The sequence below is a fragment of the Vibrio sp. 10N.222.52.B12 genome, assembly GCF_002875385.1.
Taxonomy (GTDB): Bacteria; Pseudomonadota; Gammaproteobacteria; order Enterobacterales; family Vibrionaceae; genus Vibrio; species Vibrio jasicida.
On record NZ_MDAW01000147.1, the window covers coordinates 1 to 22,290 of the forward strand.

Consider the following 22,290-nt stretch of genomic DNA (forward strand, 5'->3'; position numbering starts at 1 on the left):
CGGACCATATAATTAGCCCCGACACAATCGAGTTTCGGGGCTTTGTTGTTTGCTATCTAACAACTAGTTCGATGACAGCTTGTAACGGTCGTCGATAACCGTCACTTCAGGGAACGATTTGCCCGCCTTCATCGCTTTCTCTGTTTCTTTCTTCACAGACTTATCAATCCAGAAGTTTGAAATATCCATTGGGTGCAAAATCCATTCGGTATTTTTTGTCATCCCATTCTTAGGAATCTTAACCCAACGCCAATGGGCATCACGTGTGTAAGGGACCATGTAACCAGGAACAATGACGTTTGCATCACCGATGTATTTTTGGATCTGACGAGACAAGTCGTAGCGTTTTTGTTGTTCAAACTCATTATCATACGCTTCAATTAGCTTATCTAGCTCTGGGCTGCTGTAGTTTGTATGTGCATTAGTTTGAGGCTTATTCGCATTATCTGAGTGGAAGTATTCCCAGTACGCAGGGATCTCACCAGAGCCCATATTCAAAAATGCTAGTTGGTGCTTCTTCTCCAGAATGTATTTAAACGCCGAAGAACCATCAACAAGGTTTAAGGTAAACTCCAAACCTGCCAACTTCGCTTGCTCTTTTAAGTACGCAATACGTGGAGTGTGTGAGTTGTAACCGTAGGTAATCGCAAAACTCAAACGCTCACCTTTATCATTGACGCGGATACCATCCGAACCAATTTTATCAAAGCCGGCTTTCTCGAAATGTTTTACTGCCTCTGCAGCATCAAACTTCGGTGGTGTGTTGCTTGGATCATCATACTCACCGTGGCCAAAACCAAGACCATGTGGCTTACGAGAGTAGTCACCACGCATTATGTTTGCGATCATACCGTCGTAGTCTGTTGCTGCCATCACACCTTTACGCACTTCTAAGTTGTCTAGCATCGGCATTGCCGTGTTCATCCACAGACCACCCGCCCCCTGAGGCGACTGGTTGAAGCCCCAGTATTTTTGTACATAGCCTTTCTTGTACACTTCACTGTCTGTTTTATCATGCCAGAAGTTAGGTAACACCATCTCGAAGTAGTCTAAATTGCCCTTCTCGAAGTGCTTCATTGCGATGTCTTCATCACGAATCACGGTAATACGAACCTTGTCTACATTGTAACGATTTTTGTAGTAACGGTTGTTATAACCCCACCAGTCTTCACCAACGTGTTTAAACGTCACGCTCTTACCTTTCTTTACTTTATCAATGTAATAAGGTGCCGCGGTAGGCTCTGATTTGAAGTTGAACTTACGAACAAAGTTGTCCGGCATACCATCTTTGTTTTCATCTTTTTCCCCTTCAAAAAAGTGCTCTGGGCGAGGCTGAAAACCATTACTTGGCATGTTGATCAGAACCATCAAAGCATCTTGGCTCTGTTCCACAGCAAGGTTTACTTGGATGGTGTAGTCATCGATTTTCTCTACGCTTACAATGCTTGTTTTAAAAAAATCGTTGTACCACGGATCAATGATGTCTTCTGACGTGTAGTACTTCATCATAAACACGTAATCATCGGCGGTTATCTTCTCACCATCGGACCATCTTGCCGTCTCATCTAACTTGAAATAAACGCTTTTGTTGTCATCGCCAAATGCCCATTCCTTAGCAAGTTGGGGAATCCATTTACCCGTATCAGGATGGCGCTGAGCGAGTTTAGGAGTGCCATCCATTAAGTATTGGCGAAGACCAGAGTTCGCATCAGGACCGACACTGCGTAACGTTTGAGGGAAGCTTCGAATAAAAGTACGGTATGTTCCACCTCGTACCGCTTCTTCTGAAGCAAACAGAGGCTCATTATTGTTTGAAATCCATTCTACCTCTGCTGGTAGCTCAGCTGCGCTAACTTGAAAGCTGGTTGCCATCAAGGTTGCCAGTGCTGCAAATGGCAGGGTTTTTATCATTGTATTCTTCCTTGTTGTGTTTACGCGGTAAGACTGATGGAGCGACAACAAGTGAATCTCGGAGAGGCTATGCCAAGGCACAGTAAAGGAAATAATAAGCGCTAATACCAAGTGAATTCCTGTCCACTTTACGTATTAATATCAGAGAGTTTCACGAGGTCATCCTAGACCTTACAACGCAGTGAATGCATCAACCTCATAGTATTCGTTACACATTTGTAACGCAACCCATCCATAACACATGCTTGCAATTTCACATCATCACAGCGAGTTATGTTACCAAAGTGTGATCGTAGCAGTCCTATCGCCTAATCTAACACTATCCGGCGATATTCAATTCAAGCTTACACCTCAGATTTTCTGTGTTAAAAAAAACAAAAAAGGTGAAGCACTTTCACTTCACCTTTCCATCTTCCATTTCAACAATGTTTACATATTCGCCAAACTTTCGTTGATGGATTTAAGCACTGCTGCTGGATCGGTAGCTTGTGTAATAGGACGACCAATCACTAGGTAGTCTGAGCCTGCTTGAATCGCATCGACTGGTGTCATAATACGACGTTGGTCGCCTTGTTCAGAACCTGCTGGGCGAATCCCAGGAGTAATGAGCTTAAACTCTTTACCAAGCTCACTCTTAAGCATTGAAGACTCTTGAGCTGAACAGACTACGCCGTCTAGGCCAGAGTTCTTAGTTAGCGTTGCAAGGCGGACCACCTGCTCCTGAGGAGCCACGTTTAAGCCAATCCCAGCTAAGTCGCTTTGTTCCATACTGGTCAGTACCGTTACACCAATCAATAACGGGCGATCTGTACCATACGGCTCTAGGATTTCACGCGAAGCAGCCATCATACGCTCACCACCGCTTGCGTGAACGTTTACCATCCATACACCCAACTCAGCGGCTGCTCGCACGGCTTTTGAACACGTATTCGGGATATCGTGAAATTTCAGGTCTAGGAACACAGAGAACCCGCGTTTATGCAGTTCACGTACGAAATCAGGACCAAATAGTGTAAACATTTCCTTGCCCACTTTTAGGCGACATGACGCAGGATCAATTCTATCTACGAATTCAAGCGCATCAGCTTGGTTGTCATAATCCAGTGCGACAATAACTTTTTGGTCGATCATTTCATCTCCTAACTATTTTTGGTTCTTATCAAATAAAGCTTAAAAAAATGCAGCGGACAGAAACTCTGCCAGCTGCATTAAAATTATTCACCGTCCAATCCGCGGATTGGCTTGATCGTCCCCCATCCTTTACAAGATGGACAATGCCAGTAAAGGGAATGGGTTGAGAAGCCACACTTCCTGCATCGGTAATGTGGCTTCACTTTTAACTGTTCACCAACCATGGCTTGCAGTGTCGATAGACTGTCCTTTGCACGACCGTCTTCTGCTTCTGCAATATGGTAATCAATAAGGCGGTAAAAGCCTTTCATGGTTGGGTTTTTCAGTAGTTGTTTCGTCAACAGCTCTTGCGCGGCACCAACGCTCTCATGATGCGCGACAAGTTGCGCCAACATTAATTCGGACGATACACCCGCCTTTTTATCGATACAGGCACGTAAGAATTCTACGAGTTCATCTTCCTGACCTAAATGGTGATAACACTCAGCAATCGTTGGTAGGACATCACTAATAAAGTCTTTATCTTGCTCAAGCACGCCTGTCAGATACTTGATGGTGTGTTTGTAATCTTCTGACTCTAAATACACCCGGCCAAGGGCAATACTCGCACGAACACATTTAGGGTCTTCTGACAGTGCTTTCTTGAAATGTTGAATCGCTTTACTGGTGTTACCATCAGCTTGGTCAAGCATGGCTAACTCGCACCAGAAATGTGCAATGTTGGCACGAATACGAGTGCGCTTCTTACCCATCTTCGCCAACTGATTTGCGTAATGAATGGCTTTTTCCCACTCACGCGTTTGTTGGTAGATGGTGACAAGTTGCTGAAGTGCACTTTCACGATGGTCTGGCTCCTCAACTAACTGTTCAAAGATTTTTTCTGCACGGTCTAAGAAACCAGAGGCCATGTAATCTTTTGCGAGCTGCTGAAGTGCGAGGTTCTTCTGATCTAGCGTGAGGCCAGAACGAGAAATGAGATTTTGGTGGATTCGAATTGCTCGGTCGACTTCACCACGAGAACGGAAAAGATTACCCAACGCTAGGTGAGTATCTATCGTTTCGTTATCAACTTGGAGCAATTCAATGAAGTGGTCAACCGCCTTATCTGATTGATCAGATAGGAGCAGGTTAAGACCCGTCACATACTGACGGGATATCTGATGAGATTGCTTCTGCTTGTCTTGCTGAGCGCTACGGTGGCCCATGTACCAACCATAGGCGGCGGCTATTGGCAATAACAAGAAGAGTAGTTCAAGCATTAAAGTTAAGCCTTATCCTTATGCCTGTTTTTCTACTGCTGGTTTTGCAGGTTGTTCTGCTTCAGCGGGCTCATACTTTTTAAGTTTCTTTTTCAGACGACGCACTTGCAGTTGAGTTTTGAACTGAATGCTAGCAAAGATAACCCATGCTATGCCAAAACCAACGACAAACACTACACCCAGCAAGGTTGATAAGTGGAACTCACCTTTCGCCAGAAGATAATTAAAGGTTACGATCTCTTGGTTTTGAGAACCTAAAGCCAGTGCAATTAAAAAGAGAGCTAAAACAGCAATGATTTTTATAATTTTCATGTTACATCACCCTTCGAGGAGTAAGTAGGTAAGATTATGCAGTAAAATGTTTCTTCAGACCATGTATATTACCAATAATCTAGTTATAAAAAAGCGGCATACACGAGAGTATGCCGCTTTTTCAAACTAATAAGAGAGCCTTAGCTATCCATATTTACGCGTTCACGAAGCTCTTTGCCTGGTTTGAAGTGAGGAACGTATTTACCCTCTAACTCCACCTTGTCGCCCGTTTTAGGGTTGCGACCTACGCGAGGCTCGCGGTAATGAAGAGAAAAACTACCAAAGCCACGGATCTCAATACGGTCACCGGTCTCTAGTGTAGAGGCCATGTGCTCTAAAATATCTTTTACAGCATCTTCTACCTCTTTCGCTGATAAATGTGTTTGCTCAGCGCAGAGTCTTTCAATCAGTTCAGACTTAGTCATAGTTGCCCTCTTTGAGTATCTTTATCACTCATTATAGTAAGTAATACTAATTCCAACAAACACTTGCTATCAATTCTAGACAATTTTTACACAAAATGTGCAATCAAAAAATGTCTTTTTTTAGCATAGTTTATCAACATTAGTATTACTACTTAGTTTATAGCAAGCATAAAAAAGGAGCCTTGCGGCCCCTTTTTAGCTTAAGCGAGTAAATTATTCGCCTTTAGCAGCTTTGAAAGCGTCAGCCATTGCATTACCAAAAGCAGCTTCGTCTTGCTTGTTGATAGATGCCATTGCTTCTTGCTCATCAGCTTCATCTTTAGCTTTGATAGATAGGTTGATTACGCGGTTCTTACGGTCTACACCTGTGAACTTCGCTTCAACAACATCACCAGCACTTAGGATTAGAGAAGCATCTTCTACGCGATCGCGTGATACTTCAGAAGCACGGATGTAACCTTCAACGCCTTCTGCGATTTCAACTGTAGCGCCTTTAGCGTCAACAGCAGTTACAGTAGCGTTAACTAGAACACCTTTCTTGTTGTCAGCAACGTAAGCATTGAATGGGTCGTTTTCCATTTGCTTAACGCCTAGAGAAATGCGCTCACGCTCAGCGTCTACTGCTAGAACAACTGCAGAGATCTCGTCGCCTTTCTTGTACTCACGTACAGCTTCTTCGCCAGCAACATTCCAAGAAATGTCAGATAGGTGAACTAGACCGTCGATGCCGCCTTCTAGACCGATGAAGATACCGAAGTCAGTGATAGACTTGATCTTACCAGTAACTTTGTCGCCTTTAGCTTGTGCTTCAGCGAATGACTGCCATGGGTTAGCTTTACACTGTTTCAGACCTAGAGAAATACGACGACGTTCTTCGTCGATCTCAAGAACCATAACCTCAACTTCGTCGCCAACATTAACAACTTTAGATGGGTGGATGTTCTTGTTAGTCCAATCCATTTCTGAAACGTGTACTAGACCTTCAACGCCTTCTTCGATTTCAACGAAGCAGCCGTAGTCAGTTAGGTTAGTTACGCGACCAGTTAGTTTGTGACCTTCTGGGTAACGCTTAGCGATTGCTACCCATGGATCTTCGCCTAGTTGCTTAAGACCTAGTGATACGCGAGTACGCTCACGGTCGAACTTAAGAACTTTAACTTGGATCTCGTCACCAACGTTAACGATTTCAGATGGGTGCTTAACGCGCTTCCAAGCCATATCTGTGATATGTAGAAGACCGTCAACGCCACCTAGGTCAACGAACGCACCGTAGTCAGTAAGGTTCTTAACGATACCTTTAACTTCAGAACCTTCTTGTAGAGTTTCTAGAAGCTCGTCACGCTCAACGCTGTTCTCAGATTCGATAACTGCACGACGTGAAACAACTACGTTGTTACGTTTTTGGTCAAGTTTGATAACTTTGAACTCTAGCTCTTTGTTTTCTAGGTGAGCAGTGTCGCGGATTGGACGTACGTCTACTAGAGAGCCAGGAAGGAAAGCACGGATACCGTTTAGTTCAACAGTGAAACCGCCTTTAACTTTACCGTTGATGATACCAACAACAGTTTCAGCTTCTTCGTAAGCTTTCTCAAGAACGATCCAAGCTTCGTGACGCTTAGCTTTCTCACGAGAAAGTTGAGTTTCACCGAAACCATCTTCAACAGCGTCTAGAGCTACGTCTACTTCAGCACCAACTTCAACTTCAAGTTCGCCAGCAGCGTTCTTGAACTGTTCAGCAGGGATAGCAGATTCAGACTTAAGACCAGCGTCAACAAGAACGAAACCGTTCTCGATAGCTACTACAGTACCTTTAACGATGCTGCCTTGTTGGAATTCTGTTTCGTTTAGAAACTCTTCAAAGAGTTGAGCAAAAGATTCAGTCATTTATTTAATCTTCAATAAATTAAACGTCCACGGGTATCCTACCGCATGGGGTTATTAAATTCGCCAGTCATCATCCTTGCGACCAACGCTCTTAGTCTAGCCGAGTGTTATTACTCAGCTAGCTTCGATTCGATATATTGTAGTGCCTTTTCTACTACTTCGTCGATACTCATCGACGTAGAATCTAGCACAAGCGCATCCTCTGCAGGGCGTAGTGGTGCCACTGGGCGGTTACGATCGCGATCGTCACGCTCTTGGATCTCGCTCAAAAGGTCAGCAAATCTAACATCTAACCCTTTCTCTTGCAACTGTTTAAGGCGTCGATTTGCACGCTCTTCTGCGCTCGCATCAAGGAAAATTTTCGCTTGTGCATTCGTGAATACGACCGTACCCATATCACGGCCATCAGCAACCAGACCCGGAGCGGTCTCAAATGCACGCTGACGGCGCAATAATGCTTCACGAACGCGTGGCAGAGCTGCTACTTTAGACGCCGCCATCCCCGTTTCTTCTTTACGAAGCTCACCAGAGACGTCTTCGCCTTCTAGAATCACTTTTACTAGGTCACCTTCAGCAACAAACTGAACGTCTAGATGAGTAGCAAGTGGAACAAGCGCATCTTCTGACTCAGTGTCTACGCCGTGGTGAATCGCTGCGAGTGCAAGTACACGATAAATTGCGCCAGAATCAAGAAGATGAAAGCCCAACTTCTTCGCCAGCAACATACATAAAGTGCCTTTACCTGCACCACTAGGTCCATCTACGGTAACAACCGGAGTTTGAGAGGACATGTTTTTCTCCACGTTGATGTGCGAATTTCGGTGCTTCCACCCAAATTCATTTCATTCTTAATTTTACGGTGCGGGAGTATATACCTAATAGCCTCAGGATACCATTTCTTTGCCCTCTCCCCGGTTCAGAATTTGCCGTTTTCTCTCTTCTGATTTTTTCTCTTTAAAACGCAATACCAAATGGCGGATTTTCTCTAAGTTTCATTTTTCCGACCCGATCACATATTAGTAATACAATATTATTGTATATTAAATCATCTTATCGACGACCCTATAAAAATTGAGAACACAATATGAAGAAATTAGCGCTTACTTTTCTTGCTGCCAGCATTGCCTCTGCGTCTGCTATGGCTGCAACTTCGTCTAATGAATTAGCGAACAAATATGAGCTAGATCCGACAAAGGCTCCAGCTCAAAACTTTGATATGACGAATTGGAAAATTACCTTGCCTGAACTAACTAAAGAAGGTGAACGCAAAGGTAAAGCATTAGAAATAGCCAAAGATGAGCTGGGCAATACAGAAAACCCTTATGTTCACCCTGAGTGGTTCTATACCAACAAAGAAACAGGCGCCGTGGTTTTTGTTGCACCAAATGAAGCACCGACCACTCCTAATAGTAAGAACACCCGTAGTGAACTTCGTGCCATGCTTGCTACGCACTACGGTGAGCCAAAAAACAACTTTGTCGCCGCTTCTCACCCAAATGCTGCTGAGTATGGTGCGATTGGTGGCGAGCTAAACGCGACCCTATCTGTTGACCAAGTAAGTACAAGTGGCAACTACAAAAAGAATGGCGCATTCGCTGTCGTGATTGGCCAAATTCATGGCTCTGACAATGAGCCTTTAAAGATTTCTTACCGAAAACTGCCTGAGCATGAATACGGCTCTCTTTCGTGGAACTACGAGTTAAACCCAACCAAAGAACTTCAAGACGCGAAAGATGAAAATGGTAAGAAACTTCGCCAAGACATCCGCCACAACGTGTTCGGACAATACAACTTACGTAAAGGCGACGCAGACCCACAAGACGGCATCAAACTGGGAGAAATCTTCTCATACAGCGTGAATGTGGAAGGTGAGATCATGCACCTGACTTTCACTAAGAACCCTGGTGAGAAAAATGAAGTCACTAAGACATTTGATGTGAATCTAGCAGAAGGCAAATACCAAGGTCATGAAGTAGACCAAGGCTATGGTAACGATTGGATGTATTACAAAGCCGGTGCTTACAACCAATGTAACACGAAGAAGAGTAGTTCAGACTGTGAATGGCGCGGTATGGAAGCGGGTGATTATGCTCAAGCAAGCTTCTATCAGTTAGAACTGAACCAATAACGGTTAGAGCTGAACTAACAACCCTCAGCGGAAACAAAAAAACCAACTAAACAGTTGGTTTTTTTGTTATTTCTTAAACATTACACAATTGGCTTTTGACCACGCTCTGCAAGTTTAAGCACAACACTGTCTGCTACTTTGCCTGCAACACCGGCAAGCTTGTCTGCCAGTTTTTTCTTTTGCACGTAATGCACTGCTAGTACGGTTTTCTCTTTGCATGCCGCAACAACCAGATCGTCGGAAGTGCTGATTTCATCTACCAGTCCTAGCTCTTTCGCTTGCGTACCAAACCAGTGCTCACCTGTTGCGACTTTTTCAAGTTCTAGTGCTGGGCGACGTTCATTGATGAAGTCTTTGAACAGTACGTGTGTTTCTTCAAGTTCTTGTTTGAACTTATCACGCGCTTTGTCGGTGTTCTCACCAAACATCGTTAGTGTACGCTTGTACTCACCAGCTGTTAGCTGCTCATATTCGATATCGTGTTTTTTCAACAGTTTGTTGAAGTTAGGGATCTGCGCGATAACGCCGATAGAACCTACAATCGCAAACGGCGCAGACACAATCTTGTCTGCCACACATGCCATCATGTAGCCACCACTTGCTGCCACTTTGTCGACAGAAATCGTCAGAGGCAGACCTGCAGCTTTGATTCGATCAAGTTGAGAAGATGCTAAGCCATAGCCATGGACCATACCACCACCAGACTCTAGACGAAGCAGCACTTCATCGCCTTCACGAGCTACTGCTAATACTGCAGTGATCTCTTCACGTAGAGAGCCCACTTCTTTTGCATCAATACTTCCGTTGAAGTCCAACACGAACAGATGCGGTTCGCGCTTGCTATCAAGAGAACCTTCTTTGCTCGCTTGTTTGATTTCTTTCTCGCGAGATTTGTTCTTTTCTTTCTCTTCCTTCTTAGCCGCTTTATCACGAGCTTTGATGAAAGCGCCATCGTGCAAGTGATGTTCTAACTGTTCGATTGCATCTTTATGACGCTCAGAAAGATTGGTGACTTCCAATTCGCCTTTCGCAGCACCCGATTTACCACCCGCCGATTTTGCAATAATCAGCAGCACAACCACGGCCGCAACAACGGTGATAATCTTGGCTAAAAACAGACCATAATCTAATAAAAATTCCAATGAGAGTTCCTCTATCTCATACCAGTAATAGTCATCAATATGTTACGTAGAAAAATCAGAGAGAAGGCAAGAAAATCAGTAACCTCTTGTTCTGATTGATGGTGTTCAAATAACATACCGGACAACCGTTCTGGAATTGGTATAACACATGAATTGGTGTATTGTAACCAACTTGTCACGATTACCAAGATTTTCCATTGAGAAACAGGCGCATTTCTACACCAAGATGACGTCTGTTCGTCGGAATTAGATACAATAATAAGGATTAACTACCGTGAACTACTCCGTTTCAGCAGATGCCCTAAAAGGTAAAGTCATTCTTGTCACTGGTGCAGGCAATGGTATTGGTCGCCAAGCGGCACTTTCTTACGCTCAGCACGGTGCGACTGTGATTCTACTTGGTCGAAACGTTCAAAACCTTGAATCCATCTACGATGAAATCGAATCTGCAGGTTACCCTCAACCCGCGATCATTCCACTTGATCTAAAAGGCGCAACTAAGCAGCACTACATCGATATGGCAGAAACCATCGAAGGTCAATTTGGTCGTTTGGATGGCCTGCTGCACAACGCTGGCGTTTTAAGCACGCTGTGCCCGTTTGAGCAAATCAATGAAGAAGACTTTGACGACATCATGCAGATTAACGTGAAAGCAGAAGTCTTGATGACTCAGGCACTGCTGCCTATCATGCGCAAATCAGATGCTGGTCGTATTGTCTTTACCTCTTCAACGGTTGGCCATTCAGGCCGTGCTTTCTGGGGTTCGTACGCCATCTCCAAATTTGCCGTCGAAGGCATGATGCAGGTTCTCGCCGACGAACTGAGTGACACACCAATGCGAGTTAATGCCATTAACCCCGGTGCAACTCGTACTCGTATGCGTGAAAAAGCCTACCCTGGTGAAGATTCAAATACATTAAAAACACCTTTAGATATTATGCCGTTGTACCTGCATTTAATGGATCCAGCCGTCACTGATATCAACGGTCAGTGTATTGACGCACAACCAAAGCGTAAGTGATAAATTCTCACGACCTCGCATAATCGATTGAAAAGGCAGCAAACGCTGCCTTTTTTCGTATTTCTGCCTATAAAAATCTTGCGACTTTCCATCACAGAAATATACTGTACATATATACAGGTATTTTATTATGCAAGACATTATTCAGAATTTAAAAAGCCAACATCTTGTTTGGCAAGCAAATTTAACCAAAGCTGATACACACCAGACTCTCCATAGCTCAGGTTTTCCTGAGTTAGATACCTTGCTTGGGGGCGGTTTTCCTCCCCATGGCGTCGTGGAAATGGAGTCCGTTGGCAGTATTGGTGAATTGCGTCTTTTAGCGCCTTATTTAAAAGCATCTCTGGCAAGAGGAGTAACGGCATTCATTCAGCCTCCCGCATTGATGAATTCATTGTTCCTACACAGCATTGGGTTGGACATCAACCAAGTATGGGTTGTCACACCGGAACATCAACGCGATGCCTTATGGGCAGCAGAGCAATGCCTCAAAAGCGGCGTATGTACTAACGTTTTGCTATGGCAAGATGAACTAGAGATCCACCAAGTAAAACGCCTGCAAGTGGCAAGTGAGCAAGGCGCTTGCCCTCTGTTTATGCTCAAACCTAACATGGCAAATCGCTTGTCTTTGCCTGTGTCACTCAGCTTAAAACTTCACGGTCACGAGCAAGGTGTGAGTGTAGAAGTGCTCAAAAGAAAAGGCGGTTGGAGCAAAGGCAGCGTCGATATCAACTTCCAGCACCACTACCCGCAACTGGTGATTCCAAGCACAACTCGTATTCCATCCACGGTGGTCAATTTCCCATTGGCGAATCAAGGTTAGTGATATGGCTTTGTGGATATACTTGCACTTCCCTCGCCTACAGTTAGATGCACTCTTTGGTGATAACCAAGAGCAGCCCGTGGTGATTGTAGAAAGCCAACGTTGTCGGATCATTCAATACAACAAGATTGCCGAGCAACAAGGCATTAAGCCAAATATGGGCTTGGGTAGCGCGGCTTCTTTGTGCCGGGATTTGCAAGTGCATCCTTATCATCCGCAAACCGAATTGAGCAAGTTACAAGAAATTGCTCAATGGCTGTATTTGATTACGTCTGATGTCGTATTGATGCCAAGCCAAGGGGTTCTACTACGCGCAACCCCGATGCTTAACTTATATGAAGGGCTGCAAAATTACTGGCAAAAAGTCACGACTCACCTAGCAACGCTCAAGCTGAGCTTTCAGTTCGGCTGCGGCTTTTCACCCTTTTCAGCCAAATTGATGGCCTTATCTGGCAGTAATTGTTTGAGTGAAGATAAAGCCTTCATGCTACAAGCGTTACAACCTTTGCCACTGACATTGACCGATTTGTCGACCTCAACTGTCGATAAGCTACAGCGCGTTGGAGTTACAACCCTCGAAGGTTTGCTTGAGTTGCCGTTACAAGATATTGCTCGCCGATTTGATATCGATTTAGTCAACTACGTTGGGCGGTTAACAGGCCAGTTCAAACATCCTGTTGATTTTTATCATCCAACAGAATCATTCCAAGTCTATCTAGAATTGCTGTTTGAAATTGAAAACGTGCAATGGGTGGAAAGACCGTTAGCCAAGCTCCTTCAGCAGCTCGAAACCTTCCTCAAGCTGCGCGATAAAGTCGCGTTTGAGCTGTGCTTGACGCTCCACCAGCGAGATAAGCAAGAACAACATCTTCAATTGACTTCAGCGCAGGGCGATTACTTATATCAGCGTTGGCAACAACTCGCCAGTTTGAATCTAGAATCATTGACCTTAAACGGCCCAGTGATGGGCTTAACGTTAAAAATCGTCCGTCAAGGAGAGCCTTTAAGCGCAACTCGTGATCTCTTTGCTGGGCAAAAGGGCCAAATGAATGCATTAGAGTTGCTCTCTCTACTGCAAGCTAAATTGGGTAAAAGCGCAGTACTCAAACCGAATATCGCCTGCGACCCAAGACCTGAGAAAGCCAGTCAGTATCGCCCAGCCGATGAGCCGGATGTGTCGATTAACACCATCCCTGCGTTGTTACGCCCAGCGATGCAATTACCCGAACCTATCGCGCTACAAGAGCAAGTATCTCTCATTCATGGACCAGAGCGAATTGTCTCTGGATGGTGGGATGGCGATGAAATCATGCGTGATTACTACGTAGCACATACCAAGCAAGGGCGCTGGTTATGGGTCTTTCGCGATCAACACAAGCATTGGTTTCTTCATGGCTATTTTTGTTAAATCGGCAGTTATTTTTGTTAGGTTGTTATGAGTTACGCAGAACTATTTTGTCAGTCCAATTTTTCCTTTCTCACTGGGGCTTCTCATGCGGAAGAGTTAGTACTGCAAGCCGCTTTTTATCGTTATCAAGCTATTGCGATTACTGATGAATGCTCTGTTGCCGGTGTCGTCAAAGCGTACGCGACTATTAAACAGCACAAGCTCGATATTAAACAAATCGTTGGCAGCATGTTTTGGTTGAACGAGGAATGCCAAGTCGTGCTGCTTTGCCCTTGTCGAAAAGCCTACGCTGAGCTGTGCCGTATCATCACCAATTCAAGAAGACGCAGCGAGAAAGGCAGCTACCAACTTTCCGAATGGGATTTAATGTCGATTCGTCACTGTTTCGTGCTGTGGTTACCTGCACATCAGGAAAGTGATCACTACTGGGGACGTTGGCTTAATCAACACCATTCCGAACGATTATGGGTCGCGATTCAACGTCACCTCAGTGGAAGTGATGAAGCATACACAACTCATTGTGAGTTATTGGCTAATGAATTTCAGCTTCCTATTACCGCTTGTGGTGGTGTTTTGATGCATGCTGTCGAACGCCTACCTCTACAGCACGTACTCACTGCCGTTAAGCATGGATGCAATGTCGATAAACTTGGTTTTGATCGCCTATCCAATGCAGAAAGAGCGTTGCGCCCAATGAATAAGCTACTCCGCATCTATAAACCAGAGTGGCTTGCAGAAAGCAAAACCATCGCAGATTTGTGCGAATTCGAGCTGTCTGAACTGAAATACGAGTACCCAACCGAACTCATTCCAGATGGTTACACACCAGACTCTTACTTACGTTTTTTAGTTGATCGAGGTAAGCAACGACGCTTTCCCGAAGGAGTTCCAACAGACATCAATCAAACGATTGAGCGTGAACTCACACTCATTAAAGAGCTAGAGTACCATTATTATTTTCTAACCATTCACGACATTGTGATGTTCGCTAAGCAGCAAAGCATCCTCTATCAAGGACGTGGATCCGCGGCTAACTCCGTGGTGTGCTACTGCTTAGAAATCACCGCGGTTGACCCGAGGCAAATCTCTGTCTTATTCGAGCGTTTTATTAGTAAAGAGCGAGACGAGCCGCCAGATATCGATGTGGATTTCGAGCACGAGCGTCGTGAAGAAGTGATTCAATACATCTACAAAAAGTACGGGCGCGAACGTGCTGCTTTGGCAGCCACCGTGATCAGTTATCGCTTTAAAAGTGCAGTGCGTGAAGTAGGAAAAGCGTTGGGGATTGAAGAAACTCAACTCGACTTTTTCATTAAAAACGTCAATCGCCGTGATCGTAGCCAAGGTTGGCAAGCGCAAATCATCGAATTGGGGTTACAACCAGAGTCATTAAAAGGCCAGCAGTTTATCCAGTTGGTGAATGAGATCATCGGATTCCCGCGCCATTTATCTCAGCATGTCGGCGGCTTTGTGATTTCATCTGGCCCTTTATATGAACTGGTGCCTGTCGAGAATGCCTCGATGGAAGATCGCACCATTATTCAATGGGATAAAGATGATTTAGAAAGCTTAAAGCTATTGAAAGTCGATGTACTTGCACTTGGCATGTTGAACGCGATCCGTAAATGCTTTCAATTAGTCGAGAAGCACCACCAGCGATCCCTGTCGATTGCCGAGATCACGCGCCTGCAAGACGATCCGCACGTATACCGCATGATCCAAAAAGCCGATACTGTTGGCGTATTCCAGATTGAGTCTCGCGCGCAGATGAGCATGCTGCCACGCTTAAAACCTGCACGTTACTACGACTTAGTCGTGCAGATTGCCATTGTTCGTCCGGGCCCAATCCAAGGAGATATGGTGCACCCGTTTTTAAAAAGACGAAATGGTGAAGAACCGATCAGCTACCCATCGGAAGAAGTGAAAAACGTACTAGAGCGCACCATGGGCGTACCGATTTTCCAAGAACAAGTGATCAAGTTGGCAATGGTCGCGGCTGGTTTTAGCGGCGGTGAAGCGGATCAATTGCGTAGAGCAATGGCAGCATGGAAGAAGAACGGCGATCTCGCTAAATTCAAACCAAAGCTTATCGATGGGATGCTTGAACGCGGCTACGATCTTGAGTTTGCCGAACGTATCTTTGATCAGATTTGTGGCTTTGGTGAGTATGGTTTTCCTGAGAGCCATTCCGCCTCTTTCGCGGTACTGGCTTATTGCTCTGCATGGCTAAAGTTCTACTATCCCGCTGAGTTCTATACTTCGCTACTGAATAGCCAACCCATGGGCTTTTATAGCCCTTCACAGCTGGTTCAGGATGCACGTCGACACGGAGTGGAAGTACTGCCTACTTGCGTAAACCACTCACACTACCAGCACCACTTGGTAAAACGCCCCAATGGACGCCTTGGTATCCAACTAGGCTTGCGGTTAGTCAAAAGCCTTAATGAAGAAAACGCTATCCGCTTGGTTGAACACCGCCCAACTCATGGTTATCGTTCTATCCAAGAGGTAAAACAAATTCTGAGAAGTCGTCGTGATATTGAGTTATTAGCTTCTGCGAATGCTTTTCAAATACTCTCAGGTAACCGATATAACGCACGTTGGTCAGCTATGGATTCGTTATCAGACTTGCCCTTATTTAATCAAATTGAAGAGCCTGAGGTGAGCTATCAACCTCAGCCTTCTGAGTACGAAAATCTCATTGAAGATTATGCCAGTACAGGGTTATCACTTAGCCGTCACCCAATTACCCTACTGGAGGAAGCTGGCAAACTACCACGCTTTACTCGTATGAAGCAGCTCGTAGAAAAAGAGCACAAGTCCTTGGTAACGGTTGTCGGTGTCGTCACAGGCAGGCAATCCCCAGGCACTGCAGCTGGCGTCACCTTTTTCACGTTAGAAGACGACACTGGTAACATTAATGTGGTTGTGTGGCGAGCAACAGCGCGCGCGCAGAAACAAGCTTATCTCACCTCAAAGGTGTTAATGGTAAAAGGAATTTTAGAAAGAGAGGGAGAAGTCACGCACATCATTGCAGGTAGGCTCATTGATTGCACTCAACACCTTGCGGGACTGCAAAATAAATCGCGGGATTTTCATTAAAGAAATGAGAATAGAGACAGATTGACACCGGGTAAACTGAATAAAATAAAGGGAGGTCGCCCCTCCCTTTTCAATTCCGCTGAAATTAGTCATCAGCTTCCGCTTCCGTACGTTTTTTCTTGTATTCCCTATACAGTAACAAAGATAAAGTCATAATAACTTTAGATGTTAGCCATATCATTAAAAGGAAGTACCCTATACTGATGAGTCGAGTTGACTCGTAGGTGAAAAGTAACGTGATATACCTGACATATTTCACTTTAAAAAATATGTAAGTAAAGTATAGCAACTTATGAAGCAGACATCATAAAAACTTATGAATGAGTTTGTAACAAGATAATTATACCTTGGATAACCTAAACCACCTGACGCAAACGTTCTTGTGCAACTTCAACAAGAAGATCTGGTTGGAACTTAGATATAAAGCGGTCACAGCCCACCTTTTGCACCATGGCTTCATTAAAACTCCCACTTAAAGAAGTATTTAGCGTGATGAACAGTTTGGACATTCTCGGATCACTACGGACTTCATGCGTCAGTCGATAGCCATCCATTTCTGGCATTTCAGCATCAGTAATCATCATCAGTAACTCGTTCGCGACATCTTTACCTTCGTCACACCAACGTTTTAATACCGTCAATGCTTCAAGGCCATCTCGGCACTCAATAATATTCAAACCTAATTGAGACAAGGTATCACGTACTTGGTTACGAGCTGTTGAGGAGTCATCCACAATCAGCACATTACGACCAATCATAGCTTGAGCAAGTTCGTGGTCTAACACGCCTTCAGAAATCGTGACATCGTAATGGATGATTTCCGCTAACACCTTTTCTACATCGATGATTTCGACGATTTGAGAGCTATCCCCTTCTTTCACTTGGGTAATTGCCGTGAGGTAGTTAGAGCGACCAGATGTGGAAGGTGGAGGCTGAATTTCGGTCCAAGCTGTATTGATGATGTTTCGTACAGGCCCAACAAGGAAGCCTTGAACTGAGCGGTTATATTCCGTGATGATCAGGTTTTCTTCTTCCGCTTCACCACGCAAAGGGGGAAAGCCAATTGAACCACGCAAATCAATCACAGGTACTGCTTCACCACGGAGAGAAGCGACACCACGAATATTGTAGTGCGAACCAGGTAGCTTGGTCAGTGGCGGCAGTTTGATCACCTCTTTCACTTTGAAAACGTTGATCGCAAATAACTGGCGACTATTTAATGTGAACAGCAAAAGCTCCAGTCGGTTCTCACCCACTAGATTCGTACGCTGATCCACTGTATTTAACACTCCGGACATACCACTACCTAACTCTGAATAACTATCCTTCACTCTTTAAAGAAAACCGTGCTGAAACAACAAAGTAAAACTTTTGTATGAGTGTTTTACATTACTTAGGGAAATTACATTAATGCTATTGATATAGCAATGAAGCAAAGCTCAGATTGGCGCTTTGCATCAAATTGGCGATCAAAAAAGGGTGAACTCTTAAAGCTCACCCTTTAAAACTACGCCACAACAATACGGGAAATTAGCCTTCAATTACCTTCATCAGTAACTGACCATCATACAAAGCTTGTTTGATAAGCGCGGCACCCGGCATGGTCGCTTGTTTGTAGAAACGAGATTCCACCAGCTCAAGATCTTGGTGGTAGACCGGTAAACTCTGCTCTTCAATGCAGCGGCGAACGGCAGGATAAAGCACCTCTTTCGCTTGGTTGATTACCCCACCAATCAAAATCTTCTCTGGGTTAAACAAGTTGATCACAATAGCAATTGCAGACCCCAAGTAACGACCAAGCTTCTCGATAACATCGACAGCCAAAGGATCACCATTTGCCGCCGCCTCACAAATACTTTCGATGCTCATTTCTTCCTGATCAGCAAGAATTGAGGGTTCGCCATCAGCAATACGAGTCACCACTTCTTCACGAATAGCTTGTGAACTCGCAACGGTCTCTAAGCAGCCAATGTTACCACAGTGACAACGTTTACCATTCGGGTCAATTTGAATATGGCCAAGTTCTCCAATGTTTCCATGACGGCCTTGTAGGACACGCCCATCTAAGATGATACCGGCCCCCAAGCCGTGGTGAATCGAAATCAGAACCGAGTTATCGTTCTCTTGTGAGTGACCAAACAGCTTCTCAGCCAATGCCCACGCACGTGTATCGTTGGCAATAAACACTGGTAAACCTGTTGCTTTGTAGATCTCAGGCCCTAGAGCAAGGTTCTCAACATTGTAATGCGGCATTTGCAGCACAATACCCTGCTCTGAGTTCACCAGACCAGGCAACGTGATAGCAATACTAGTCACACGATCAAGTTGATCGGCGTAGGTTTGAAAGAATTCATCAATTTCGTAGAGTAAGCGTTCCAAAACATCATCTTGATCGCGCTCGTGGATATCGATTTTGGTATCGATAAGCACATCCCCACCAAGTTCATGCAAAGCAATGGTCAAATACCCTCGCCCTAAACGCATCGATAAGAATTGCCAGCCTTCATTATTGACTTGCAAACCTACCGCTGGACGGCCACGACTGGTCGCCTCTTGCACGGTAGTTTCATGAATCAGATGTGCTTCAATCAACTCTCGAGTGATCTTAGTGATACTCGCAGGTGCAAGCTCACTTTTCTTGGATAAATCGATTCGAGAAATTGGACCCTTCAGGTCAATTAGTTTGTATACACGACCAGCATTGACCTGTTTGATATGATCAATATGGCCCGGTTGAGCCATGTACATCTTGCACTCCGAAATTCTATAACGGGATAATTTTTTTACTTTGCGAAGTAATTGTGAAGTGAATTGATAAATCCCCGTGACAAGCATCACGTATAAACATGTTTGTTTGTGTATTCAATCAAATAACGAGAAATCTACTCCTGTTAAATTGTTTAAAAATTGACTTATTTTATTCATCAAATTAGGAGGCAAAGCCTGAGACTCAGCGTTTTTTCAGCACTTTGACCTAAATACGAACAATATGTACATAGTGTGCATATACTTAGCGAGAATAGAATTCCAGTTATCTCGTCCTACACCTGCATTCTTCGGAGAATCTATGACTTCTATATTGAGAAGAACAAAAATCGTCACAACGCTAGGCCCTTCAACCGACAAAGACAATGTCCTTGAAGAAATCATCAAAGCGGGCGCAAACGTCGTACGTATGAACTTTTCCCACGGTACGAGCGAAGACCATATTCAACGAGCCAATAAAGTCCGTGCGATTGCGGCTAAACTGGGTCGACAAGTTGCTATTCTCGGCGATTTACAAGGCCCTAAAATACGAGTCTCAACTTTCCAAGATGATAAAATCATCCTCAGTGTCGGAGACAAGTTCACTTTAGATAGTGACTTACCTAAAGGCGAAGGCAACCAAGAATCGGTTGGCTTAGATTACAAAGAACTTCCACAGGACGTCTCAACTAACGATATCCTGTTACTTGATGATGGCCGAGTACAGCTCCAAGTTACCAGCGTTGAAGGAAATAAAGTTCACACCCGAGTCACTGTTGGTGGTCCATTGTCCAACAACAAAGGCATCAACAAAAAAGGTGGCGGTCTTTCTGCGGATGCTCTAACAGAAAAAGATAAGGCAGACATCCTAACCGCAGCAGAAATCAAAGTGGATTACTTAGCCATCTCATTCCCTCGCAACGGGGAAGACATGAACTACGCACGTCGTTTAGCGCGTGACGCTGGCTTAGAAGCGAAGCTTGTCGCTAAAGTCGAGCGAGCAGAGACGGTAGCGAACAATGAATCAATTGATGACATCATCCTCGCTTCCGATGTGGTGATGGTGGCTCGTGGTGACTTAGGGGTAGAAATTGGCGATCCAGAGCTTATCGGCGTACAGAAAAAGCTGATCCGCCGTGCGCGTAGCTTAAACCGCATTGTTATCACTGCAACCCAAATGATGGAATCTATGATGGCCGCACCGATGCCAACTCGTGCAGAAGTAATGGACGTTGCCAACGCCGTGCTTGATGGTACAGACGCCGTTATGCTTTCAGGTGAAACAGCTGCGGGTTTATACCCAGTAGAAACCGTTAAATCCATGGCAGAAGTCTGTATGGGTGCAGAAAAAATGTCAGAAGCAAGCCTCTCGACTTACCGATTGGATCGCACGTTTGCGACCGCAGAAGAGACCATTGCAATGTCGACTATGTATGCTGCCAATCATATGGAAGGCGTAAAAGCGATGATTTCATTAACAGAATCAGGCCGCACAGCATTGATGATGTCACGTTTGAGTTCTGGTCTACCGATTTTCGCACTCTCTCGTAACGAGTCCACATTGAACCGTGCAGCACTATACCGTGGTGTAACACCAGTGTTCTTTGATTCTAAGGGGGGCGCTGGATTGACGACCGCTCACGCGGCAATTGTAACGCTTAAAGAACAAGGATTGCTCGATGAAGGGGATCTCGTGATCTTCACTCAAGGTGATGTCATGGATGTGGTTGGTTCAACGAACTGTATGCGAATCCTATCTGCGTAGCATTTGACTCGAATACATGACAAAGGCTCCAACTGGAGCCTTTTCTTTTATCTAATTACGGATTCAAACCTAAGCGGTCTCTCGGCCATCTACGTTTAACTTATCATAGAGCTGAATTAGGTTAAAACCCGCTTGTAGTCCGAGTTGGTAGTCATGCTCTAGCGCTTCTGGGTCACTAAGTAGAGAAGAGGACTGGAGCTCTTCTTTAGGAGCCAACTGGAGGATAAAGGTATCATCCGGTGGTGCAGACAAGAAAGCTTGTGTCAGTTCGAACGTTTGATAGTGAATCATCAACATATCTGCCAGCCCAGAGTCGAAGTTCTCCCCGATCAAATGACTCAAACGATACAAATTGTCCGCCCCAAACAACCAACGTCCGCCATTCAGCAGTTTGTGGCCAGTTAACTTAGAGTCATGAGCGGCATTGATTTTTTGTTGAAGGAAGTCACTCCAATCATCTTTCCATTGAGTAACTTTTTGTTGCCAAGATTCTTGTACTGAATTAATAGATTCTCGATACCACTCAACGCCACCATCACCAATCTCACTTTGCGCTTTAGCTTCTGATTCAGAAAAAGGCTCGGTACGAATCACAATAATATTACGTGCATTTTGTCGCCATGCTTCTTGCACTGGGATAGACGCAGATACACCTCCATCCACAAACTGCTGACCATTAATACTCACGGGGCTTTGGTACAATTTTGGTATGGCGCACGTCGCTACCATGGTATTAACCCAATTTGGGCTCAAAATCGGCAGGTATTGATCTGAGAGAGTGTCGGCGTTAGTAACCGCTGCGAAGGCGTTACGGGCTCCTAACACACTTTTACCCATATCTAAGTCAAGTTTGTAAGGGTAATCCTGAATCCGCTCTAAGGCCCATTCTAGCCCCAAATACTGCTTTTTACGGATGTAGCGGAAGAGATTGAAGAATTCGTCAGATGTCGTGAGGTCAGTAATGAAAGCTTTCCCCATTCCGTGTTGTCGGCAGAGATAAGCACAGAGGTTAAGCGCGCCGGCTGAAGTTCCATAGAACTCATCAAACGGGTCGAAATTGGAAAGAAGAAATGCATCCAATACACCAGCGGTAAAAATCCCTCTCTGCCCTCCACCTTGTGCGACAAGGGCAGTTTTGCCATTTCTAAAGCGCTCGTAAACATCTACATCAAGCTCTGCATGGCTGTCGGTGATTATACCGCTGTTACGTATCATAGGCGTGATGCCAGTATGT

At 44.8% G+C, this 22,290-nt stretch carries 17 protein-coding genes; 6 read left to right on the top strand and 11 right to left on the bottom strand.

Annotated elements, in window-relative coordinates; translation table 11 throughout:
* Positions 1 to 63 precede the first annotated feature (63 nt).
* From BCT11_RS21825 to cmk, 7 genes are all read right to left on the bottom strand, one after another.
* Positions 64 to 1,911: an extracellular solute-binding protein gene (locus BCT11_RS21825; protein WP_102389291.1), complete on the bottom strand. Its 1,848-nt coding sequence runs from the start codon at positions 1,909 to 1,911 to the stop codon at positions 64 to 66.
* Positions 1,912 to 2,340: 429 nt separating this feature from the next.
* Entirely contained in the window at positions 2,341 to 3,042 is a 702-nt protein-coding gene (gene pyrF, locus BCT11_RS21830) for an orotidine-5'-phosphate decarboxylase (RefSeq protein ID WP_045405744.1), read from the bottom strand.
* Between the two features lie 83 nt (positions 3,043 to 3,125).
* Entirely contained in the window at positions 3,126 to 4,301 is a 1,176-nt protein-coding gene (lapB, locus tag BCT11_RS21835; protein WP_005431114.1) for a lipopolysaccharide assembly protein LapB, read from the bottom strand.
* 18 nt (positions 4,302 to 4,319) lie between these two features.
* Positions 4,320 to 4,613, bottom strand: coding sequence for a lipopolysaccharide assembly protein LapA domain-containing protein (locus BCT11_RS21840; protein ID WP_038869494.1), 294 nt, complete (start codon positions 4,611 to 4,613; stop codon positions 4,320 to 4,322).
* A 140-nt stretch (positions 4,614 to 4,753) separates the two neighbouring features.
* Positions 4,754 to 5,038, bottom strand: a complete 285-nt coding sequence (gene ihfB / locus BCT11_RS21845) for an integration host factor subunit beta (RefSeq protein ID WP_038869491.1) — start codon at positions 5,036 to 5,038, stop codon at positions 4,754 to 4,756.
* A 213-nt stretch (positions 5,039 to 5,251) separates the two neighbouring features.
* Positions 5,252 to 6,922 (bottom strand): 30S ribosomal protein S1, encoded by a 1,671-nt coding sequence (gene rpsA / locus BCT11_RS21850; RefSeq protein WP_005533588.1) that lies wholly within the window; start codon positions 6,920 to 6,922, stop codon positions 5,252 to 5,254.
* A gap of 110 nt (positions 6,923 to 7,032) precedes the next feature.
* A complete protein-coding gene (cmk, locus tag BCT11_RS21855) occupies positions 7,033 to 7,713 on the bottom strand; it encodes a (d)CMP kinase (RefSeq protein WP_038881643.1) in 681 nt (226 codons plus the stop codon).
* Positions 7,714 to 8,006: 293 nt separating this feature from the next.
* Between cmk and BCT11_RS21860 the strand changes: the two genes are divergently transcribed.
* On the top strand, positions 8,007 to 9,050 hold the full coding sequence (locus BCT11_RS21860) for a polysaccharide lyase family 7 protein (protein ID WP_102389292.1): 1,044 nt from the start codon (positions 8,007 to 8,009) through the stop codon (positions 9,048 to 9,050).
* Between the two features lie 80 nt (positions 9,051 to 9,130).
* Here BCT11_RS21860 and sohB read toward each other — a convergent pair whose 3' ends face one another.
* The gene (gene sohB, locus BCT11_RS21865; RefSeq protein WP_102389293.1) at positions 9,131 to 10,192 is read right to left on the bottom strand and encodes a protease SohB; all 1,062 of its coding nucleotides are present in this window, start codon (positions 10,190 to 10,192) and stop codon (positions 9,131 to 9,133) included.
* 274 nt (positions 10,193 to 10,466) lie between these two features.
* Here sohB and BCT11_RS21870 point away from each other — a divergent pair, with 274 nt between their 5' ends.
* The 4 genes from BCT11_RS21870 (at position 10,467) to BCT11_RS21885 (ending at position 16,546) form a co-directional block, all read left to right on the top strand.
* Complete coding sequence (locus BCT11_RS21870) at positions 10,467 to 11,213, top strand: YciK family oxidoreductase (RefSeq protein WP_039977035.1); 747 nt, start codon at positions 10,467 to 10,469, stop codon at positions 11,211 to 11,213.
* A 130-nt stretch (positions 11,214 to 11,343) separates the two neighbouring features.
* Positions 11,344 to 12,036, top strand: a complete 693-nt coding sequence (gene imuA, locus BCT11_RS21875; protein WP_039977036.1) for a translesion DNA synthesis-associated protein ImuA — start codon at positions 11,344 to 11,346, stop codon at positions 12,034 to 12,036.
* Between the two features lie 4 nt (positions 12,037 to 12,040).
* On the top strand, positions 12,041 to 13,444 hold the full coding sequence (locus BCT11_RS21880; protein ID WP_061036381.1) for a DNA polymerase Y family protein: 1,404 nt from the start codon (positions 12,041 to 12,043) through the stop codon (positions 13,442 to 13,444).
* A 27-nt stretch (positions 13,445 to 13,471) separates the two neighbouring features.
* Entirely contained in the window at positions 13,472 to 16,546 is a 3,075-nt protein-coding gene (locus BCT11_RS21885; RefSeq protein ID WP_102389294.1) for an error-prone DNA polymerase, read from the top strand.
* A gap of 356 nt (positions 16,547 to 16,902) precedes the next feature.
* On the opposite strand, the gene BCT11_RS21890 is transcribed toward BCT11_RS21885, so the two are convergent.
* Together BCT11_RS21890 and BCT11_RS21895 are read right to left on the bottom strand one after the other, a co-directional pair.
* Entirely contained in the window at positions 16,903 to 17,844 is a 942-nt protein-coding gene (locus BCT11_RS21890) for a chemotaxis protein CheV (RefSeq protein ID WP_038869478.1), read from the bottom strand.
* Between the two features lie 232 nt (positions 17,845 to 18,076).
* Positions 18,077 to 19,294, bottom strand: coding sequence for an ROK family protein (locus BCT11_RS21895; protein ID WP_038869476.1), 1,218 nt, complete (start codon positions 19,292 to 19,294; stop codon positions 18,077 to 18,079).
* Between the two features lie 319 nt (positions 19,295 to 19,613).
* Here BCT11_RS21895 and pyk point away from each other — a divergent pair, with 319 nt between their 5' ends.
* A complete protein-coding gene (gene pyk / locus BCT11_RS21900) occupies positions 19,614 to 21,056 on the top strand; it encodes a pyruvate kinase (protein WP_102389295.1) in 1,443 nt (480 codons plus the stop codon).
* Positions 21,057 to 21,125: 69 nt separating this feature from the next.
* Here pyk and BCT11_RS21905 read toward each other — a convergent pair whose 3' ends face one another.
* Complete coding sequence (locus tag BCT11_RS21905; protein ID WP_102389296.1) at positions 21,126 to 22,271, bottom strand: patatin-like phospholipase family protein; 1,146 nt, start codon at positions 22,269 to 22,271, stop codon at positions 21,126 to 21,128.
* Positions 22,272 to 22,290 lie beyond the last annotated feature (19 nt).

Coding starts and splice junctions, on each gene's coding strand:
- rpsA (WP_005533588.1), bottom strand. CDS start 6,922: ATGACTGAATCTTTTGCTCAACTCTTTGAAGAGTTTCTAAACGAAACA.
- ihfB (WP_038869491.1), bottom strand. CDS start 5,038: ATGACTAAGTCTGAACTGATTGAAAGACTCTGCGCTGAGCAAACACAT.
- BCT11_RS21840 (WP_038869494.1), bottom strand. CDS start 4,613: ATGAAAATTATAAAAATCATTGCTGTTTTAGCTCTCTTTTTAATTGCA.
- lapB (WP_005431114.1), bottom strand. CDS start 4,301: ATGCTTGAACTACTCTTCTTGTTATTGCCAATAGCCGCCGCCTATGGT.
- pyrF (WP_045405744.1), bottom strand. CDS start 3,042: ATGATCGACCAAAAAGTTATTGTCGCACTGGATTATGACAACCAAGCT.
- BCT11_RS21825 (WP_102389291.1), bottom strand. CDS start 1,911: ATGATAAAAACCCTGCCATTTGCAGCACTGGCAACCTTGATGGCAACC.
- BCT11_RS21895 (WP_038869476.1), bottom strand. CDS start 19,294: ATGTACATGGCTCAACCGGGCCATATTGATCATATCAAACAGGTCAAT.
- BCT11_RS21905 (WP_102389296.1), bottom strand. CDS start 22,271: ATGATACGTAACAGCGGTATAATCACCGACAGCCATGCAGAGCTTGAT.
- cmk (WP_038881643.1), bottom strand. CDS start 7,713: ATGTCCTCTCAAACTCCGGTTGTTACCGTAGATGGACCTAGTGGTGCA.
- imuA (WP_039977036.1), top strand. CDS start 11,344: ATGCAAGACATTATTCAGAATTTAAAAAGCCAACATCTTGTTTGGCAA.
- BCT11_RS21890 (WP_038869478.1), bottom strand. CDS start 17,844: ATGTCCGGAGTGTTAAATACAGTGGATCAGCGTACGAATCTAGTGGGT.
- BCT11_RS21885 (WP_102389294.1), top strand. CDS start 13,472: ATGAGTTACGCAGAACTATTTTGTCAGTCCAATTTTTCCTTTCTCACT.
- pyk (WP_102389295.1), top strand. CDS start 19,614: ATGACTTCTATATTGAGAAGAACAAAAATCGTCACAACGCTAGGCCCT.
- BCT11_RS21860 (WP_102389292.1), top strand. CDS start 8,007: ATGAAGAAATTAGCGCTTACTTTTCTTGCTGCCAGCATTGCCTCTGCG.
- BCT11_RS21880 (WP_061036381.1), top strand. CDS start 12,041: ATGGCTTTGTGGATATACTTGCACTTCCCTCGCCTACAGTTAGATGCA.